Annotated in this window: 12 protein-coding genes; 6 read left to right on the top strand and 6 right to left on the bottom strand. The window is 61.2% G+C overall.

Annotated elements, in window-relative coordinates:
* Positions 1-40: 40 nt before the first annotated feature.
* The 3 genes from nagZ to OK411_RS19305 are packed head-to-tail and all read left to right on the top strand — an operon-like array spanning position 41 to position 5,105.
* Positions 41-1,051, top strand: coding sequence for a beta-N-acetylhexosaminidase (gene nagZ, locus OK411_RS19315; RefSeq protein ID WP_264365549.1), 1,011 nt, complete (start codon positions 41-43; stop codon positions 1,049-1,051).
* 13 nt (positions 1,052-1,064) lie between these two features.
* A complete protein-coding gene (locus tag OK411_RS19310) occupies positions 1,065-1,802 on the top strand; it encodes an S-methyl-5'-thioinosine phosphorylase (protein ID WP_016775487.1) in 738 nt (245 codons plus the stop codon).
* Positions 1,803-1,811: 9 nt separating this feature from the next.
* The gene (locus OK411_RS19305) at positions 1,812-5,105 is read left to right on the top strand and encodes a DEAD/DEAH box helicase (protein WP_264365548.1); all 3,294 of its coding nucleotides are present in this window, start codon (positions 1,812-1,814) and stop codon (positions 5,103-5,105) included.
* A gap of 125 nt (positions 5,106-5,230) precedes the next feature.
* Here the strand turns inward: OK411_RS19305 and OK411_RS19300 are convergent, their stop codons facing one another.
* The 3 genes from OK411_RS19300 to mfd are packed head-to-tail and all read right to left on the bottom strand — an operon-like array spanning position 5,231 to position 11,959.
* Complete coding sequence (locus OK411_RS19300; RefSeq protein WP_264365547.1) at positions 5,231-7,921, bottom strand: DEAD/DEAH box helicase; 2,691 nt, start codon at positions 7,919-7,921, stop codon at positions 5,231-5,233.
* Between the two features lie 11 nt (positions 7,922-7,932).
* The gene (locus OK411_RS19295; RefSeq protein ID WP_071173055.1) at positions 7,933-8,499 is read right to left on the bottom strand and encodes a CsiV family protein; all 567 of its coding nucleotides are present in this window, start codon (positions 8,497-8,499) and stop codon (positions 7,933-7,935) included.
* Positions 8,500-8,509: 10 nt separating this feature from the next.
* Positions 8,510-11,959: a transcription-repair coupling factor gene (gene mfd / locus OK411_RS19290; protein ID WP_264365546.1), complete on the bottom strand. Its 3,450-nt coding sequence runs from the start codon at positions 11,957-11,959 to the stop codon at positions 8,510-8,512.
* 354 nt (positions 11,960-12,313) lie between these two features.
* On the opposite strand from mfd, the gene OK411_RS19285 reads away from it, so the two are divergent.
* Entirely contained in the window at positions 12,314-13,777 is a 1,464-nt protein-coding gene (locus tag OK411_RS19285; protein ID WP_016775482.1) for a glyceraldehyde-3-phosphate dehydrogenase, read from the top strand.
* Between the two features lie 107 nt (positions 13,778-13,884).
* On the opposite strand, the gene OK411_RS19280 is transcribed toward OK411_RS19285, so the two are convergent.
* Positions 13,885-15,186 carry an MFS transporter gene (locus OK411_RS19280; RefSeq protein ID WP_136493877.1) on the bottom strand — a complete coding sequence of 434 codons (1,302 nt, stop codon included), beginning with the start codon at positions 15,184-15,186 and terminating at the stop codon, positions 13,885-13,887.
* A 74-nt stretch (positions 15,187-15,260) separates the two neighbouring features.
* Here OK411_RS19280 and OK411_RS19275 point away from each other — a divergent pair, with 74 nt between their 5' ends.
* Positions 15,261-16,307 carry an FAD:protein FMN transferase gene (locus tag OK411_RS19275; protein WP_136493876.1) on the top strand — a complete coding sequence of 349 codons (1,047 nt, stop codon included), beginning with the start codon at positions 15,261-15,263 and terminating at the stop codon, positions 16,305-16,307.
* Between the two features lie 201 nt (positions 16,308-16,508).
* Positions 16,509-17,903 (top strand): Si-specific NAD(P)(+) transhydrogenase, encoded by a 1,395-nt coding sequence (gene sthA / locus OK411_RS19270; protein ID WP_016775479.1) that lies wholly within the window; start codon positions 16,509-16,511, stop codon positions 17,901-17,903.
* Positions 17,904-17,945: 42 nt separating this feature from the next.
* Here the strand turns inward: sthA and OK411_RS19265 are convergent, their stop codons facing one another.
* Both OK411_RS19265 and OK411_RS19260 read right to left on the bottom strand, forming a co-directional pair.
* Positions 17,946-18,668: a glycerophosphodiester phosphodiesterase gene (locus OK411_RS19265; RefSeq protein WP_008087738.1), complete on the bottom strand. Its 723-nt coding sequence runs from the start codon at positions 18,666-18,668 to the stop codon at positions 17,946-17,948.
* Positions 18,669-18,682: 14 nt separating this feature from the next.
* Positions 18,683-19,264: a PilZ domain-containing protein gene (locus OK411_RS19260; RefSeq protein WP_016775478.1), complete on the bottom strand. Its 582-nt coding sequence runs from the start codon at positions 19,262-19,264 to the stop codon at positions 18,683-18,685.
* Positions 19,265-19,284: the final 20 nt, after the last annotated feature.

The raw sequence follows: 19,284 nt of genomic DNA, 5'->3' as shown, positions 1-19,284 counted from the left end.
AATGCGAGCAGATCGGGTTTTTCGTTTTCAAGGAATCTCTATGACTGCTGGCCTGCAAGGCTCGTTGATGGTGGACGTCGCCGGTACCTGGCTGACGGCCGAAGATCGCCAATTGTTGCGTCAGCCCGAAGTGGGCGGCCTGATCGTTTTCGCCCGCAACATCGAGCATCCTCGCCAGGTGCGCGAACTCAGCGCCGCGATCCGCGCGATTCGCCCGGATCTGCTGCTGGCGGTGGATCAAGAGGGCGGGCGCGTGCAGCGCCTGCGTCAGGGTTTCGTCCGTCTACCAGCGATGCGCGCCATCGCCGATAACCCGAATGCAGAGTATCTCGCCAAGCAATGCGGCTGGATCATGGCCACCGAAGTGCTGGCGGTCGGGCTCGATCTGAGTTTCGCCCCTGTATTGGACCTGGACTATCAGCGCAGCGCTGTGGTCGGTACCCGTTCCTTCGAAGGCGATCCCGAACGCGCAGCCTTGCTCGCCGGTGCATTCATTCGCGGCATGAACAGCGCCGGCATGGCCGCCACCGGCAAACATTTCCCAGGCCACGGCTGGGCGGAAGCCGACTCCCACGTGGCGATCCCGAACGACGAGCGCAGTCTCGACGAGATCCGCGCCAACGACCTGGTGCCCTTCGCCAAACTCAGCAAACAACTGGCCGCCGTCATGCCGGCCCACGTCATCTATCCGCAAGTCGACTCGCAGCCCGCCGGTTTCTCCCGACGCTGGCTGCAAGACATCCTGCGCGGCGAATTGCAGTTTGAGGGCGTGATCTTCAGCGATGATCTGTCGATGGCCGGCGCCCACGTGGTCGGCGACGCCGCCAGCCGCATCGAAGCCGCGCTGAGTGCCGGTTGCGACATGGGTCTGGTGTGCAACGACCGCGCGGCAGCCGAGCTGGCGTTGAGTGCCGCCCAGCGTATGAAGATCAAGCCTTCCGCGCGCATCGCGAAGATGCGCGGTCAGGCCTTCGCCAGCACCGACTATCGTCAGGACCCGCGTTGGCTCACCGCCCTCGGCGCGCTCAAAGACGCTCAACTGATCGATTAAGGATTTTTTCGTTATGACCGTTTACGCAATCATCGGCGGCACTGGCCTGACTCAGCTCGAAGGCCTGAGCATTCGCCAGTCGCTGGCAGTCGACACCCCGTACGGCGCGCCTTCGGCCGAGGTGCAGATTGGTGAGTACGCCGGCAAGGAAGTGCTGTTTCTCGCCCGTCACGGTCACCCGCATCGTTTCCCGCCGCACAAGGTCAACTACCGCGCCAACCTCTGGGCGTTGAAGCAAGCGGGTGCCGAAGCGATCATCGCCGTAAATGCCGTTGGCGGGATCCATCCGGCCATGGGCACCGGGCATTTCTGCGTGCCGCACCAGATCGTCGACTACACCAGTGGGCGCGAGCACACCTATTTCGCCGATGATCTGGAGCACGTCACCCACATCGATTTCAGCTTTCCCTACAGCGAGCCGTTGCGTCAGCAACTGATTGCCGCGGTCGCCGCCGAAGGCTGCGAATACAGCGATCAAGGCGTGTACGCCTGCACCCAGGGTCCGCGTCTGGAAACGGTCGCCGAGATCGTCCGACTGGAGCGTGACGGCTGCGACATCGTCGGTATGACCGGCATGCCGGAAGCGGCGCTGGCGCGTGAGCTGGATCTGGATTACGCCTGTCTGGCGCTCGTCGTGAATCCTGCAGCCGGCAAGACCACCGAAGTGATCACCATGGCCGAAATCGAGCAGGCCCTGCACGATGGCATGGGCAAGGTGAAATCGACGCTGGCCCGGGTGCTGGCCAGCTAAGGACTGTCCATGAGCATTTTCATCGAGCGGCTTAAAGGGCTGACATGGACCCACGCATTCAGTAGCAAGGCGTTGGCCAAGGCCCGGGCTTATGCCGCCGATGACCGGGTCGAGATCCTCGAGATCGATGACAGGAAGATTGAGGCGTTCTGCGTCGGTTCTCACCCCCAGACGTATGCGCAAAGCATTTACCTGTCCGAAGATCGGCTGGGGTCGGTAAACCTGCGTTGCCTGTGCAGCTGTCCTGTTGCAATCGACTGCAAGCACAGCGCAGCGGTGCTCTATCACCTGCTGGGCACTGGCGAGGATGCGTCTGGAAGTGACGCGCAGACCCCGTTGGGACGAGCGCTGGAGCATTGGCTTTCGACAATTCCCGTGCCGGCCAAGCCCGCTGAAGAAAGTGCGCAAACCGCAGGTACGCGTCTGTTTTACAAGCTCAAGCCGACGTCTGCGAACGGCAAGTGGCTGCTGGATATTTTCAAGGTCTACCAGCTCAAGAGCGGCGAGTTACGCGAAGTCAAACCGATGTACTCGCTCGCGGAAATGCTCATGCGCCAGCCCGGCTACCTGTCCGAGCTGGATCTGCGCATCGCCCGGCTGTTGGTCGCCATGCATTCCCATCACGCCTATTACAGCGGCTATCCGCTGGAAGGCAGCAGTGGCCCCGAACTGCTGGAAATGCTCCTGCGCACCTCGCGGCTGTTCCTCGACTTCGAAGACCTGCGAGCGCTGACACCGGGGGCGAAACGCGTCGGTCAGTTCTCTTGGGCCGAGCAGGCTGACGGCGGATTCCGCGCGCAGTGGAGCAGTGCCGAAGCCGCGCAGGAAACCGTGCTGGCGCTGGAGCCGCTTTATTACCTTGATCGTGAGCAGCGCCAGGTTGGCCCGCTGTTCACTGAGCTGGAAGAAAAACTCGCCTGCCATTTGACCCTGGCGCCAGACATTCCGGCGCGTCAGGCCATGCAGTTCAGCCATCGCATGAGCGCGGCGACCCAAATTGCGCCACCACACAAGCTCACCGAACGGATCATCGATGACGTGCTGCCGCAGCCGCAACTGACCCTGGTCAGCGGCCGAGAACGCTCGCGCTGGGAATATGTGCTGGAGCACCGCGCCGCTCTGCTGTTTACCTACAACGGTCATCCGGCGGTGGATCGCAACCCGGAAGTGATGATCCTCAACGGCAGCGAAACCCAGCGCATTCAGCGTCAACCGGCGCTGGAAAAGAAGCTGCGCCAGAACCTGCAAAAACATGGCTTCAAGAAAGCCACGCGCAAGAGTGCAATGGATCGTCCCGGCGAGATGTTTACCTTGCCGGATGATTCCGCCTGGCTCGGGTTCATGCACGAAGGGCTGGCCACACTGCGCGCCGCAGATTGGAAAATCGAGATCAGTCCCGGTTTCCATTTCGATGTACAACCGGTTGAACAGTGGTATGCCGAGGTCGAAGAAGAGGCCACGCATCAGTGGTTTGATCTGCAGTTGGGTATCGTCGTCAACGGCGAACGCTACAGCTTGCTGCCGATCCTTCTGCACCTGTTGCGGACCCAGCCGCGCTTGCTCGACCCGGTCAATCTGGCGCAGCGCAGCGATGATGAAAAGCTCCTGATCGAGCTCAAGCCCAGCGGTTTTGGCGAACCGGCGGGCGCCAAAGTCGCGTTGCCGCTGAGTCGGGTCAAACCGCTGATGGCGACGCTGGGCGAGTTGTACCTGGGCGGCCATCAGGGTGATGCGCTGCGCTTGACCGCTCCAGACGCCGCGCGTCTGAGTATGCTCGATGGCGTGCCGCTGGATTGGCAGGGCGGCGAACGTCTGCGCACTTTTGCCAAGCGTCTGCAGAATTCCAGCCACGCCCACATTGCTGCGCCGGCCGGCCTCAATGCGCAACTGCGCCCGTATCAGCTCGAAGGCCTGAACTGGATGCAGACCCTGCGCGAGCTGGAGGTCGGCGGCATTCTGGGCGATGACATGGGCTTGGGCAAAACTTTGCAGACCCTTGCGCATCTGCTCACGGAGAAACACGCCGGGCGCCTGGACTGTCCGGCACTGGCGGTGATGCCCACCAGCCTGATTCCCAACTGGCTCGACGAAGCCGAGCGCTTCACGCCGCAGTTGAAAGTCCTGGCGCTGCACGGCACCGGGCGGCAAAAGGACTTTGCCAATCTGGGCGAATACGACTTGGTGCTGACCACTTACGCATTGCTGCCCAGGGATCTGGAAATCTTGCAGCCGCAGTCGTGGAGCGTGCTGATTCTCGACGAGGCGCAGAACATCAAGAACCCGCTGAGCAAAGCCGCCCAGGCCGCCCGTGACTTGCAGGCCCGTCAGCGCTTGTGTCTGAGCGGTACGCCGCTGGAAAACCACCTCGGTGAGCTGTGGTCGCAGTTCCATTTCCTCATGCCCGGCTGGCTCGGCGACAGCAAATCCTTCAACCGCGATTACCGCACGCCGATCGAGAAGCACGGCAATGTGCAGCGCATGCAGCACCTGACCGCGCGCATCAAGCCGTTTTTGCTGCGGCGCAAGAAGGATCAGGTCGCCACCGAGTTGCCGCCGAAAACCGAGATCATCCACTGGGTCGAACTCAGCGATGGTCAGCGCGACGTCTATGAGACGGTGCGTGTGGCGATGGACAAAAAGGTCCGCGACGAAATCGCCCGCAGCGGCGTGGCGCGCAGTCAGATCATCATCCTCGATGCGCTGCTCAAGCTGCGCCAGGTCTGCTGCGATCTGCGCCTGGTCAATATGCCGCTGACGGCGAAGGCGTTGCGCTCGGGCAGCGGCAAGCTGATCAGCCTGATGGAGATGCTCGAAGAATTGCTCGGCGAAGGTCGGCGCATTCTGCTGTTCTCCCAATTCACCTCGATGCTGGCGCTGATCGAGCAGGAATTGCAGCAACGCGGGCTTGGCTACTCGTTGCTGACCGGCGACACCACCGATCGGCGCACGCCGGTGAGGGATTTCCAGGGCGGCAAGGTGCCGTTGTTCCTGATCAGCCTCAAGGCCGGGGGCACTGGTCTGAACCTGACGGCGGCGGACACGGTGATTCACTTCGATCCGTGGTGGAACCCGGCGGTGGAGAATCAGGCGACTGATCGGGCGTATCGCATCGGGCAGAACAATCCGGTGTTCGTCTACAAGTTGATTGCCAAAGACACCGTCGAAGAGAAGATCCAGGCGTTGCAGCAGGAGAAAGCGGCGCTGGCCGGGGCGGTACTGGAGGGTGGCACGACGGGCGGATTCAAACTGGAACAGAGTGATATCGAGGCGCTGTTTGCGCCGTTGCCGGCTTCCAGAGATTGAAGGGTTTGAATCGCGGCGGGGCCATTCGCGAGCAGGCTCGCTCCCACATTGGATCTCGAGCGAATCTGGATTAATTGTGGGAGCGAGCCTGCTCGCGAAAAGCTATCTAACCAGCGACGCCGATTTCAGCGCTTGTCGATCTTGTCCGGCAACGGCGCAAACAGCGCTTCAATATCATCGCTCTGCAACTTCCAGTCCCCGGCCTTGCGCCCATCGAGCACGCCCGCTGCCAGGTCAGACTTTTCCTTCTGCAGGTGCTGAATCTTCTCTTCCACTGTGCCCCGGGCAATCATCTTGTAGACGAACACCGGTTTCTCCTGGCCGATTCGATAGGCCCGGTCAGTCGCCTGATTCTCGGTTGCCGGGTTCCACCACGGGTCGTAGTGAATCACCGTATCGGCTTCGGTCAGGTTCAAGCCGACGCCACCGGCCTTCAGGCTGATCAGAAAAATCTGACGCGTGCCGCTCTGGAATTCCTTCACCGGTGTGCGCCGGTCGCGGGTCTGGCCAGTGAGGAGGGCGTAAGCGATCTTGCGTTTTTTCAATTCCTCTTCGATCAATGTCAGCATCGAAGTGAATTGCGAAAACAGCAGAATCCGCCGGCCTTCCTCGAACAACTCCTCAAGCATTTCCATCAGGCTGTCGAGCTTGCCCGAGGTGCTGCCGCGTGTGGGCAGGGTGGCGTCGTTGACCAGGCGCAGATCGCAGCAGACCTGGCGCAGCTTGAGCAGCGCTTCGAGAATGATGATCTGGCTGCGCGCCACGCCTTTGCGGGTGATCTCGTCACGGACTTTCTTGTCCATCGCTAGGCGCATGGTCTCGTACACGTCGCGCTGCGCTTCGTTGAGTTCGACCCAATGGATGATTTCGGTTTTCGGCGGCAGCTCCGTGGCGACCTGCTCTTTGGTGCGGCGCAGCAGAAACGGTTTTATCCGACCGTTGAGGTGTTGCAGTCTGACTTCACTGCCGCGCTTTTCGATCGGCACACGGTAATCGGCATTGAAGCTTTTCACGTCGCCGAGCCAGCCCGGCAGCAGGAAGTGGAACAGCGACCACAGCTCGCCCAAGTGGTTTTCCAGCGGCGTGCCGCTGAGGCACAGGCGCTGGCGCGCGTTCAGCTCGCGGGCGGCCTGCGCGGCTTTGCTGTTGGGGTTCTTGATGTATTGCGCTTCGTCCAGCACCAGCACGTGCAGCGGCTGTTTGGCCAGGCGCTCAAGGTCCTTGGGCAACAGGGCGTAAGTGGTGAGGATCAGGTCGAAGTCGGCCAGATTGTCGAAGTGTTTCTTGCGCGTGGCGCCATACAGGGCTAGCACTTTCAGTTGCGGGGTGAAGTGCGCCGCTTCATCTAGCCAGTTCGGAATCAGGCTGGTCGGCATCACCACCATGCACGGACGATCGAGGCGTCCGGCGTTCTTCTCGCTGAGAATATGCGCCAGGGTCTGTAGGGTTTTGCCCAAGCCCATGTCATCCGCAAGAATCCCGCCGACCTCCAGTTGCCGCAGCGATTGCATCCAGCTCAAACCTTCGAGCTGATACGGGCGCAGCGTTGCATTCAGACCTTGCGGCGCTTCGGCCGTGAAATCGCGGATGTCGCGCAGGCGCTGGGCGAAGGTGCGGATCTGCTCGCCGCCTTCCCACAACAGCGGCAGGCCTTCCAGCGAATTGAGCCGGGTGGCGTCAGCCTTGCTCAGGCGCAGGGTGGTTTCGCCCGGCTCCTGCAAATAAAACTCGCCCAGCGTCATCAATACCGGCTTCAAGCGACCGAGCGGCAGCGCCACTTGCAATGGGCCGTGCTCGCTGGTGCGTTGCGGAATGTTGACCAGAATCAGCTCGTCATCGCGACGGCGGGCGAGTCGTTCCGGGTTGAGGATCTCGGTGTGCGAGCGCATCAGATTCAGCAGGATCGGCAGCAGGCTCAGGCGCTCGCCGTTGACGATGATGCCCAGCTCCAGATCAAACCAGTCGCGCTCCGGCGCCTGTTCGACGGTGGCGTACCAGTCGTCGACGGCGGTCAGGTCGAAGCCGAATTCCTCGTCGATCTGCAACTCCCAGCCCTGGCTGCGCAACTTTGGCAGGTCATTCAGAGTGAAGGTCAGCCAGGCGCTGTCGTTGACCATTTCGTAGAGTTCGCCGGCGCTCTCCGGCAGGGCTTTGCTCTGCCGGGTGGCGATGCGGAAACCGAGGATGCGCAACTGTTCGCGGTAGGACTGTTCGACATCCGGGTGGCGTTTTATCCGCAGGGTCTGGGCTTCCTGACGGATCAGGATATCGCTGTGTTTTTGCCCGCTGACGTATTCGTCCAGATAGCTGAACGACAGCGCCGCGCGGTGCTGAATGTAGCGCTGCATCTTGCCGTTGCGCGGCTCGAAGGCGCTGAACTCGACGCTCGCCAGCCATAGGCGTGGCACCGGTTGCACGTTGTCCACCAGCACTTGCGGTGGCGCTTTCGGGCTGCGGTTTTCCAGCACGGCCTGGAGCTTCTCCAGCAGCTCGGCATCTTTCGCGGCGGCGGGGTAGTCGAGGGTTTCCTGGATTTTCAGCAGCACCGCCGCGCAATGTTTGCAATTGCTGCGCACCGGGCAGGTGCAGGTGGCGTCGACCAGCAACAGCGTCGCTTTGGCTGACTCGCGCAGATGGATGGTTTGCCGGTAAACACTGCCGCCGGAGCCTTCGCAACTGGCGGTGATAGTCGCATCGCCGACCTGGGCGATGCGCACCCGATTCTCCAAAGCGTAGCGGCGGCCGCGCTCCAGACTCTGTTCTTTGAATCGGCTGACCCACGACGGGGCCAGCGGTTTGCTCAGGGGCGGCGGCATAAGGACTTCGATCAGTCCGGCACGACTTCAGGCGCTTCGCGAGGCGCTGGCGCGGTCAGGGAAGTGATCTTGATCAGCAGGGCCAGGTGGCCGTTGTCGAGGTAATTGAGCTGGCCGTTCTTGGTGTGGCTGTCCTGACGCAGGCGCTCACTGGCAGTGACCAGGCCATTGGCGTCGATCTGATTGACCCAGAAATCGGCGGTCACGTCGGTGAAGCGGCCGAGTTTCATTTCCAGCGTGCCCTCGATCGGGAACTGGCCGAACTGCTCCTGACCTTCGCTCACCGCGACTTTCGCCGGCGCTTCGCCGAGGCTCTGCTGCCAGGCTTTGTGCATCAAAACGGTGTACTCGCCGCTGGCGGTGAGTTTGCTCACCACATCATTCAGCGCCGGGGTGCGCTGGCTGTCGCTGCCCAGACGCTGGGCGCCTGCGGCCCAGTCTTCCGGGGCGGCGCGGCTGACGATGGCCGGGACAGCATTCTGGCGCACCAGGATCATTTCGACCTGATAGGTGTCATCGGCAAACGCCGTCGGTGCTGCAAGTGCAAGCAACAAAGTCAGAGAGCGGAACAGGCGCATCGGGCGTCCTTCAAGCGGATTTCGGGATGAGACGCTCAAACAGCGCCTCGACAGTATTGAAACGTTCTTCCGGGCGCTCCATCGGCACCTGGAATTTAAACATCGTCGCGCCTTCGAACTTGTAGCGCTTGGGCTGCGTCTGGATCAGCTTGATCAGGGTCATCGGGTCAACCGGCGTCTGCGCTTCGAACTCGATACGTCCGCCTTGCGGCCCGCCGTCGACTTTCTTGATGCCGAGCTTTTCCGCCTGCAATTTCAGCGCGGTGATCCGCACCAGGTTCTTGGTCGGCTCCGGCAACAGGCCGAAGCGGTCGATCATCTCCACCTGCAGATCCTTGAGGCCTTCCTCGTCGGTGGCCGAGGCGATGCGTTTATACAGAATCAACCGCGCATGCACATCCGGCAGATAATCTTCCGGAATCAGCGCCGGCACCCGCAGATTGACTTCCGGGCCGCCACCAAGCGGTTGATCGAGGTTCGGCTGCTCGCCCTTGCGGATCGACTTCACTGCGCGCTCGAGCATTTCCATGTACAGGGTGAAACCGACGGCCTGAATCTGCCCGCTCTGACCATCGCCGAGCAGTTCGCCGGCGCCACGGATTTCCAGGTCGTTGGTCGCCAGGACGAAACCGGCACCGAGGTCCTGGGTATTGGCGATCGCTTCCAGACGCTTTTCCGCGTCGGAAGTGATCTGCTGGCGCGGCGGCGTCAGCAGGTAGGCGTAAGCCTGGTGGTGACTGCGGCCGACACGACCGCGCAACTGGTGCAGCTGGGCCAGACCGAACTTGTCGGCGCGTTCGATGATGATGGTGTTGGCGCTCGGCACGTCGATGCCGGTCTCGATGATGGTCGAGGCGATCAGCACGTTGAAGCGCTTGTGGTAGAAGTCGCTCATCACCTGTTCGAGTTCACGTTCGCGCATCTGCCCGTGGCCGATACCGATGCGCGCCTCCGGCACCAGTTCGGCGAGGTCGGCGGCGCATTTTTCGATGGTCTTCACATCGTTGTGCAGGTAGTAAACCTGACCGCCACGCAGCAGTTCACGCAGCAGGGCCTCTTTGACTGTGCTCTTGTTCTGTTCCATGACGAAGGTGCGCACCGACAGGCGACGCGCTGGCGGCGTGGCGATGATCGACAGATCGCGCATGCCCGACACCGCCATGTTCAGCGTGCGCGGAATCGGCGTCGCAGTCAGGGTGAGGATGTCGACTTCGCTGCGCAGGGCCTTGAGCTGTTCTTTCTGGCGTACGCCAAAACGGTGTTCTTCGTCGATGATCACCAGCCCGAGGTTTTTGATCTTCACGTCGTCGGACAGCAGCTTGTGCGTGCCGATGACAATGTCGATCTTGCCTTCCGCAAGATCGGCGATCGCCGCGTTGACTTCCTTGGCCGATTTGAAGCGACTCATCACTTCGACCGTCACCGGCCAGTCGGCGAAGCGGTCGCGGAAACTGTTGTAGTGCTGCTGGGCGAGCAGGGTAGTCGGTACCAGAATCGCCACCTGACGACCGCCGTGCACGGCGATGAACGCGGCGCGCATGGCCACTTCGGTCTTGCCGAAGCCAACGTCGCCGCAGACCAGACGATCCATCGGTTTCGGCGCGAGCATGTCTTCGCGTACCGCCTCGATAGTCGCTTGCTGATCGGGTGTTTCTTCGAACGGGAAACCGGCGCTGAAGGTGGCGTAATCGGCTTTCGGATCGGCGAAGGCATAACCTTCGCGCGCGGCGCGACGGGCGTAAATGTCGAGCAATTCGGCGGCGACGTCACGCACCTGCTCGGCGGCTTTGCGCTTGGCTTTCTGCCAGGTTTCCGAGCCGAGGCGGTGCAGCGGCGCAAGCGAATCGTCGCTGCCGGTGTAGCGCGCGATCAGGTGCAGGTTGGCCACTGGCACGTAGAGCTTGGCGTTCTCGGCGTATTCGAGGGTGAGGAATTCGGCGGCCTGATTGTCGATTTCCAGAATCGTCAGGCCCAGGTAGCGCCCGACGCCGTGGTCAATATGCACCACCGGCGCGCCTTCGCGCAGTTCGGTGAGGTTCTTGATCACCGCATCGTTGCTGACGTCGCTGCGCTTCTCGCGGCGGCGACGTTGCATGACCCGTTGGCCGAACAGCGGACTTTCCGCCACCAGCGCCAGCGCCGGGTCGTCGAGCAGTAGACCTTCGTCGAGCGGGGCGATGGTGATCGCCAGACGATCCTTGCTGGCAACGAAGTCTGGCCAGCTGTCGACGGTTTTCGGCCGCAACTTCAGGCGTTCCAGCAGTTCCAGCAGGACTTCGCGACGACCCGCCGATTCGGCGGTGAACAGCACGCGACCGGGGAATTCTTCGAGGAAGCCGGCCAGCGCCGCCAGTGGCTGCGTGGCTTTCGCTTCGATGGCCAGATCCGGCAGCGCGTGCGCCGGGAAGCGTTCACGGCCGACACCGGTTTCAACGTCTTGCTGACTGGCGACGACTCGCGGCCAATTCTTCAGGCGCGCAAAGCAATCTTCCACCGGCAGGAACAGTGCGGCCGGTGGCAATAAAGGACGCGAAGGATCGACGCGGCGTTCTTCGTAACGATTGCGCACGTCGTTCCAGAAGTTTTCCGCCGCTTGCTCGATGCCCGGCAGCGAAAACACTTGTGTGTCCTGAGGCAGGTAATCGAACAGCGTCGAAGTTTCGTCGAAGAACAGCGGCAGGTAGTACTCGATACCGGCCGGGGTGATACCGCTGCTCAAATCCTGAAAGATCGGGCAGCGGCGAAAATCGACGTCAAAGCGCTCACGGAAACGCGCCTTGAAGCGGGTGACTGCGTCTTTCTGCAATGGAAACTCGCGGGCCGGCAGCAGCTTGACCGACTCGACCTTGTCGATCGAACGCTGGGTTTCCGGATCGAAGGTGCGCAGGGTTTCGATTTCGTCGTCGAACAGGTCGATGCGATACGGTAGTTTGCTGCCCATGGGGAACAGGTCGATCAGCGCGCCGCGTACGGTGAACTCGCCGTGCTCGTACACCGTGTCGACATAGCGATAGCCGCTGGCTTCGAGCCGCGCGCGCATATGTTCGACGTCGAGCTTCTGGCCGATGTCCAGCACCAGGCTGCTGCCGAGGAGGAACTTGGTCGGCGCCAAGCGATGCAAAGCGGTGGTGATCGGAACCACCAGCACGCCGTGGGCCAGTTCCGGCAGGCGATACAGGCTGGCGATGCGCTGGGAGATGATGTCCTGGTGCGGCGAGAACAGGTCGTAGGGCAGGGTTTCCCAGTCGGGGAAATGCAGTACGGGCAAATCCGGGGCGAAGAAACTCAGCTCCTGTTCCAGCCGTTCGGCGCTTTGGCTGTCGGCGGTCAGCAGCAGGGTAAAGCGCTTGGCAGCGCTGGCAGCCTCGGCAATCGCCAGGCTGAGGGCGGCACCGGGCAGATTGCCCCAGTGCTGTTTACCTGCTTCGGCAGGGAGTAGCGGTAGACGCAGAACAGGCACGGAAGGTTGAGCTCCAGGCGTTGCGACAAAGTCGGTAATTGTAGCGGCCTCCGGTGCCGCCTGTCAGTTGCAGACTACGTCTATCTTCATGGTTTGGACGAAATGTAGTGGTAACCATAAAAACGAGCACTTTTTTCATGGTTATGTAGTGCCGAAACCGGGTGGTGTTACGGAGGGTTACAGACATCGTCTAACAGTCGTCGAAAAATTGACTGCGCTGAAAGCCCCGGTTTTACTGGGCTGGAGAAAGGCGTAAATTTTTTGAACGGGAATTTGTTACCGATTGCGCGACAAGCGCGCATTGCTGAAAGGGCTTGTCGGCGGCATAATGTAGCCCCTTTTTTCTGCCCCTACATGTGGAAGGTTACCGTGACTCAGAAGCCCGACCAGTGTCTTGGTGAATGGATCGACCGTGAAGCACTCGCAGAAGCGATGATCCCGCTTATCGGTCAGCTCTACCGCAATAACAACGTGGTTAGCTCGATCTATGGCCGCAGCCTGATCAACCAGTCTGTCATCGCGATTCTCAAAGCTCACCGCTTTGCTCGCCACCGTTCTTCGGACGACAGCGAACTCTCCGTCCACGAAACATTCCCACTGCTCAAGGCCATGAGCGAGCTCAAGCTCGGCGCGGCATCGGTGGATCTGGGCAAGCTGGCGTTCAAATTCCGTAACGAAGGCAACGGCCGCAGCGCCGAGCAGTTCGTGCGTGAAGAGATGGCTGACGTGGTTGGCCAGCAGAACGCTTCGGCCCGCAAAGGCACCGACGTTGTTCTTTACGGCTTCGGTCGTATCGGCCGTCTGCTGGCGCGCATCCTGATCGAGAAAACCGGTGGTGGCGACGGCCTGCGTCTGCGCGCCATCGTCGTGCGCAAAGGCGCCGAGAACGACCTGACCAAGCGCGCCAGCCTGCTGCGTCGCGATTCGGTGCACGGTTCGTTCAACGGCACCATTACCATCGACGAAGAAAACAACACCATCACCGCCAACGGTAACCTGATCCAGGTGATCTACGCGAAGAACCCGACCGAGGTGGATTACACCCAGTACGGCATCAAAGACGCGCTGCTGGTGGACAACACCGGTGTATGGCGTGACGCCGATGGCCTGGGTCAGCACCTGGCCTGCCCGGGTATCGACCGCGTTGTTCTGACCGCGCCTGGCAAGGGCAAGCTGAAGAACATCGTTCACGGCATCAACCACGGTGAAATCACCGCTGACGACAAGATCGTCTCGGCTGCTTCCTGCACCACCAACGCCATCGTGCCGGTGCTCAAAGCGGTCAACGACAAGTTCGGCATCATCAACGGTCACGTCGAAACCGTTCACTCGTACACCAACGACCAGAACCTGATCGACAACTTCCACAAGGGCGATCGCCGTGGCCGCAGCGCCGCGCTGAACATGGTGATCACCGAGACCGGTGCCGCCACCGCTGCTGCCAAGGCTCTGCCTGAGCTGGCCGGCAAGCTGACCGGTAACGCGATCCGCGTTCCGACGCCGAACGTGTCGATGGCCATTCTCAACCTCAACCTTGAGAAAGCCGCCACCCGTGAAGAGATGAACGAGTACCTGCGCTACATGGCGCTGCACTCTGAGCTGCACAAGCAGATCGACTTCGTCAATTCGCAGGAAGTGGTGTCGACCGACTTCGTTGGCTCGCGTCACGCTGGTGTGGTCGACGCTGAAGCGACCATCGTGCAGGACAACCGCGTCGTTCTGTACGTTTGGTACGACAACGAGTTCGGCTACAGCTGCCAGGTAGTTCGCGTAATGGAAGACATGGCTGATGTGAATCCGCCAGCGTTCCCGCGCTAAGCCTCAGGCTTGAATGAAAACGCCCCGGCATTTTGTCGGGGCGTTTTTGTTTGTGGAGTGATCGTTCCCACGCTCTGCGTGGGAACGATCGCGCTGGCGGGTGAGATCTAGCTGGCGCCGCCAACCACAGCAGCCTGCGCCGTGCGCAACTCATGCCGGTTGCCACGGAACAATACCAACGTCGCAATCAACCCCAACACCGCCGCGCCACTGAGCCAGATCCCCGGTGCTGCCTTGTTGTCCAGCACATGAATCAGGTAGGTACACGCCGCCGGGGTAAAGCCGCCGAACGTCGCCGTCGCCAGGCTGTACGCCAGCGAGAAACCGGTCGTGCGCACTTCCACCGGCATGATCTCGGTCAGCGCCACCACCATCGCGCCGTTGTACGAGCCATAAAGGAACGACAGCCACAGTTCGACAATCAGCAAATGGCTGAAGCTGGGGTTCGCCACCAGCCACGACAGCGCCGGATACGCCGTGAGGATCGCCAGAATCGTCGCTGCCAGCAGTAAGGGTTTTCGGCCGATCTTGTCGGATACCGCGCCCATCACCGGTAGCCAGAAGAAATTCGACAAGCCGATGCACACCGTCACCAGCAAGGCGTCGAGGTCCGACAGATGCAACTCGGCCTTGCCGAACGTCGGCGTGTACGCAGTGATCAGGTAGAACGAAACCGTGGTCATCACCACCAGCGCCATGCCGGCAATGACGATGCCGAAGTTCTGGCCGATCGAGCGGACGATCTCGCCGAGGGTAGGGCGGTGGGTGCGCGCTTGGAATTCCGGAGTTTCTTCCAGCGAGCGACGGATGAAGAAAATCACCGGCACGATCATGCAGCCAATCAGAAACGGCACGCGCCAGCCCCATTCGCCCATTTGCTCCGGACTCAGCCAGTGATTCAGAGCAACGCCGAGCAAGCCAGCGAATACCACGGCTGCCTGTTGGCTGGCGGACTGCCAACTGACGAAAAAGCCTTTACGCCCCGGCGTAGAAATTTCCGCCAGATACACCGACACGCCGCCCAATTCCACGCCCGCCGAGAAGCCTTGCAGCAGGCGGCCGAACAACACCAGTAGCGGTGCGGCGACGCCGAGCGTCGCGTAACCGGGCACGCAGGCAATCAGCACCGTACCGGCGGCCATCATCGCCAAAGTGATGATCAGCCCTTTGCGCCGTCCGTGACGGTCGATATAGGCGCCGAGGAAAATTGCCCCCAGCGGGCGCATCAGGAAGCCGGCGCCGAAGGTCGCCAGCGACAGCATCAGCGAAGCGAAGGCGCTGTCGGTGGGGAAGAAGGTTTTGGCGATGGCCGTGGCATAGAAGCCGTAGACCATAAAGTCGAACATTTCGAGGAAGTTGCCGCTGACAACGCGAAAGATCGCTTTGCCTTTGCCCGTGGTGGAGGACATGGAAGGTACTCACTGTTCAATTTGTATAAAGGCGTTGCAGCCATGGGGAAGCGAGCGGGCGCTTGTAGTTCATAATGGCCGCCGTGGTTTTGCGGGGAGATGAAGAATTGTTAACTGGACGCTGGTGGGGGCTTGTGGTGTTGGCGGTGGCAATCGGCGGCTGCGGCACCGGCGATTCCCTGGAACAGGTTGGCGGTTCGACCATGGGCAGCACCTGGTCGGTCAAGTACGTGCGCCACGCCGGGGTCGCCGATCCTGCGCGGGTGCGCGGCGAAGTGCAGGCCATCCTCGGTGAAGTCGATCAACAGCTGTCGACTTACCGAAGTGACTCCGCCATCGAACGTTTCAACGCCTTGCCCGCCGATAGCTGCCAAGCCATGCCGGCAGCGGTGCTCGAATTGGTCCGCATCGGCGAACAGCTTTCAACTCAAAGCGAAGGCTCCTACGACCTGACCGTGGAACCGCTGCTGGACCTCTGGGGATTCGGCCCGCAAGGACGCGAAGAAAAGATCCCTGATGCGGCCGCTGTGGCCGAAGTCATGCAGCGGGTCGGCCATCAGCATCTGCGTATTGATGGCGAGCGGTTGTGCAAGGACGCCGCCGTCGAAGTCGACTTCAACAGCATTGCCGCCGGTTACGCCGTGGATATCATTGCTGCCAGATTGCAGGGCATGGGCATCGACAATTATCTGGTCGAAGCCACGGGCGAACTCAAAGCCCGGGGCAAGAAGCCGGATGGTTCAGCGTGGCGCATCGCTCTCGAAGAGCCTCGCGATGACCAGCAAGTGGCCGAGCGGATTATCGATGTCGACGGCTATGGCGTATCCACCTCCGGTGACTACCGCCACTATTTTCTGCAGGACGGTCGGCGTTATTCCCACACCTTCGATGCCCGCAGCGGGCGACCGGTCCTACACGACCTGGCGTCAGTCACGGTGATTCATCCTTCAGCGTTGATGGCCGATGGACTATCGACGCTGTTGCTGATTCTCGGGCCGGAAAGGGCGCGGGACTATGCCCAAGAGCATGACATTGCTGCATTCTTTGTCTTGCGTGCCGATACAGGTTTCGTCACCCGCAGCAGTCAGGCATTTGCGCAGCTTGTCGGTGAAAAAAACTGACCGAAGACAAGACGAAAGCTGGCGTTGTAGTGCAGGCAAAAGTAGCCTACGACGCGACCAAGGGTTAATGTGCGCGGCGTTGACGCTTCTATAGACTGTGTCCGGGTTCTTCACTGGCCCCCAATTGTTCCTTCGCGCCGCCGTTCGGCGTGATTTAGCCGCCGGTGCTGCTGGCACCGCGGCCTGTTCTGAGGAGTACGCATGGCTGTCTACAACTACGACGTGGTGGTACTGGGTTCCGGCCCGGCGGGAGAAGGCGCGGCAATGAACGCCGCCAAAGCGGGGCGCAAGGTCGCGATGGTCGACAGCCGTCGCCAGGTCGGCGGCAACTGCACCCACCTCGGCACCATCCCGTCCAAGGCACTGCGTCACTCGGTGCGGCAGATCATGCAGTTCAACACCAACCCGATGTTCCGCGCGATCGGCGAGCCACGCTGGTTCTCCTTCCCGGACGTGTTGAAAAGCGCCGAAAAAGTCATTTCCAAACAAGTCGCATCGCGCACCGGCTACTACGCCCGTAACCGCGTCGACGTGTTCTTCGGCACCGGCAGCTTCGCCGACGAGCAAACCATCGAAGTGGTCTGCGGCAACGGTGTGGTCGAAAAACTGGTGGCCAAGCACATCATCATCGCCACCGGTTCGCGTCCGTATCGCCCGGCGGACATCGATTTCCACCACCCGCGTATCTACGATAGCGACACCATCCTCAGCCTCGGCCACACCCCGCGCAAACTGATCGTTTACGGCGCTGGTGTGATCGGTTGCGAATACGCATCGATCTTCAGTGGTCTGGGTGTGCTGGTCGAGCTGGTCGACAACCGTGGCCAGTTGCTGAGCTTCCTCGACTCGGAAATTTCCCAGGCGTTGAGCTACCACTTCAGCAACAACAACATCACCGTGCGTCACAACGAAGAGTACGACCGCGTCGAAGGCGTGGACAACGGTGTGATCCTGCATCTCAAATCCGGCAAGAAGATCAAGGCCGACGCCTTGCTCTGGTGCAACGGCCGTACCGGTAACACCGACACGCTGGGTCTGGAAAACATCGGGGTCAAGGTCAACAGCCGTGGCCAGATCGAAGTTGACCAGAACTACCGCACCTGCGTGGAAAACATCTACGGCGCCGGTGACGTGATCGGCTGGCCAAGCCTGGCCAGTGCCGCCCACGACCAGGGTCGTTCGGCCGCTGGCAGCATCGTCGACAATGGCAGCTGGCGCTTCGTCAATGACGTGCCGACCGGCATCTACACCATTCCGGAGATCAGCTCGATCGGCAAGAACGAGCAGGAGCTGACCCAGGCGAAAGTGCCGTACGAAGTCGGCAAGGCCTTCTTCAAGAGCATGGCGCGGGCGCAGATTGCCGGCGAGCCGCAGGGCATGCTGAAGATCCTCTTCCACCGCGAAACGCTGGAAGTGCTCGGCGTGCACTGCTTCGGTTATCAGGCGTCGGAGATCGTGCACATCGGTCAGGCGATCATGAACCAGCCGGGTGAGCTGAATACGCTGAAGTATTTCGTCAACACCACGTTCAACTACCCGACCATGGCCGAAGCCTATCGGGTCGCGGCGTACGACGGCCTCAACCGGCTTTTTTGACGGGCTCCGGCCGGTGGCCTGAGCCGGCCGGGGAGACCGATTTCAGCAATTCTCAAGGGTGGCAGTGGCCAAACCGGGAAAGTCTGTAATCAGGCTGTCAACGCCGAAGTCGGCGAGTCTGCGCATCAGCGCAGGCTCGTTGACGGTCCACACCGACACATGCAGGCCCTGACGCTGCGCCTTCTGCAGGCGTTCCGGCGTACACAGCGTCCAGTTCAAGGCGAGAATCTCGCAGCCGTAGCTCGCCGCGACTTTCAGCGGATCGAGCCAGGCATATTCGGCCACCAAGCCACGGGATACGTCGGGTACCAGATCCAGCGCTGCCTTCAAGACTTCCCGCGAACTCGAAGTGATCGTCACCTTGTCGAGCAGGCCGTGGCGCTGAGCCATTTCCCGAATCGCCAGCACGGTAGTCGCCGCGCGGGTGCGTGATGCGCTTTTGACTTCCAGCTGCCAGTGCTCGAAATCACATTGCTCGAACAACTCTTCCAGCGTCGGAATCGGGCACGGCTTGATCCAGCCCGGGCCGCCCTTGCGCGCGTCGTAGGTGACCAGCTCGGCAGCGGTGTGCTCGACGACTTTGCCGCGACGGTCGGTGGTGCGCTTGAGGGTCGGGTCATGGATGACCATCAGCTCGCCGTCCTTGGACAGGTGCAGATCCAGTTCGCAGCGGCGCACGCCGTGCTTGAGGCATTCCTGAAAGCTGCTCAGGGTGTTTTCCGGTGCTTCGCCCTTGGCGCCGCGGTGGCCGTAGATGAGGGTCACGGTGCTTCCTTAAGTTAAATGCCAGATTCGTTCTGTTCGCGGGCCAGACGGCGTTCCTGAGCCTGCTTTTGCAAGATGTAGCGCGCGAGCAATTGGCGCTGGGCATCGGTCGGACGCTCGAACTCGGTGCCGACGTCATACCCATCCCCCTTGGGATCGCAATGGGTGACCCGGGCACGCAGCAGCAGGCCGAGTGCCTGCGGCATCAGCACCAGTTTCACCGACAGGTGTGCGCCAGTGGCAATCGGGGTCGGGTACTGAAAGTCGATCCCGCCCTCGGAGATGATCACTGGCTGCGGCTCGCCGATGTGGCCGAGCACGGTCAGGGCGATCACCTGGCTGAGCAGGTCAATGCGTTTGTTCTGCGATTTGAGAAACGCGGCGATGGCGCGGTCGCGCTCGCTGATCTGCCGCAACAGGTGCTGCGACTCGAATTCGCTCAGGTGCAGTTCGCTGAGCAGGTTGAAGAGTGGGGATGCATCCTGCAACACTTCCTGGCCTGCGGCTTCGGGAGCGGACAGGGGCCGAATTTCCAGTGCGATCGTGTCCTCGATACGGTAGTATTCGCGGCGATCTTCTTCATCTAATGTCGACATGGCGAACCCATGGTAGCGGC

The sequence above is a fragment of the Pseudomonas sp. RG1 genome (assembly GCF_025910115.1).
Taxonomy (GTDB): Bacteria; Pseudomonadota; Gammaproteobacteria; order Pseudomonadales; family Pseudomonadaceae; genus Aquipseudomonas; species Aquipseudomonas atacamensis.
The sequence above is the reverse complement of the archived record's forward strand: the minus strand, read 5'-3'. Positions and strand labels throughout refer to the sequence as shown.

What these genes read in the sequence shown, in the direction of transcription:
- OK411_RS19275 (WP_136493876.1), top strand. Translation starts at nt 15,261, where the DNA reads ATGGCCGCCGTGGTTTTGCGGGGAGATGAAGAATTGTTAACTGGACGC.
- OK411_RS19300 (WP_264365547.1), bottom strand. Translation starts at nt 7,921, where the DNA reads ATGCCGCCGCCCCTGAGCAAACCGCTGGCCCCGTCGTGGGTCAGCCGA.
- OK411_RS19260 (WP_016775478.1), bottom strand. Translation starts at nt 19,264, where the DNA reads ATGTCGACATTAGATGAAGAAGATCGCCGCGAATACTACCGTATCGAG.
- OK411_RS19310 (WP_016775487.1), top strand. Translation starts at nt 1,065, where the DNA reads ATGACCGTTTACGCAATCATCGGCGGCACTGGCCTGACTCAGCTCGAA.
- OK411_RS19305 (WP_264365548.1), top strand. Translation starts at nt 1,812, where the DNA reads ATGAGCATTTTCATCGAGCGGCTTAAAGGGCTGACATGGACCCACGCA.
- OK411_RS19280 (WP_136493877.1), bottom strand. Translation starts at nt 15,186, where the DNA reads ATGTCCTCCACCACGGGCAAAGGCAAAGCGATCTTTCGCGTTGTCAGC.
- sthA (WP_016775479.1), top strand. Translation starts at nt 16,509, where the DNA reads ATGGCTGTCTACAACTACGACGTGGTGGTACTGGGTTCCGGCCCGGCG.
- OK411_RS19285 (WP_016775482.1), top strand. Translation starts at nt 12,314, where the DNA reads ATGTGGAAGGTTACCGTGACTCAGAAGCCCGACCAGTGTCTTGGTGAA.
- nagZ (WP_264365549.1), top strand. Translation starts at nt 41, where the DNA reads ATGACTGCTGGCCTGCAAGGCTCGTTGATGGTGGACGTCGCCGGTACC.
- OK411_RS19295 (WP_071173055.1), bottom strand. Translation starts at nt 8,499, where the DNA reads ATGCGCCTGTTCCGCTCTCTGACTTTGTTGCTTGCACTTGCAGCACCG.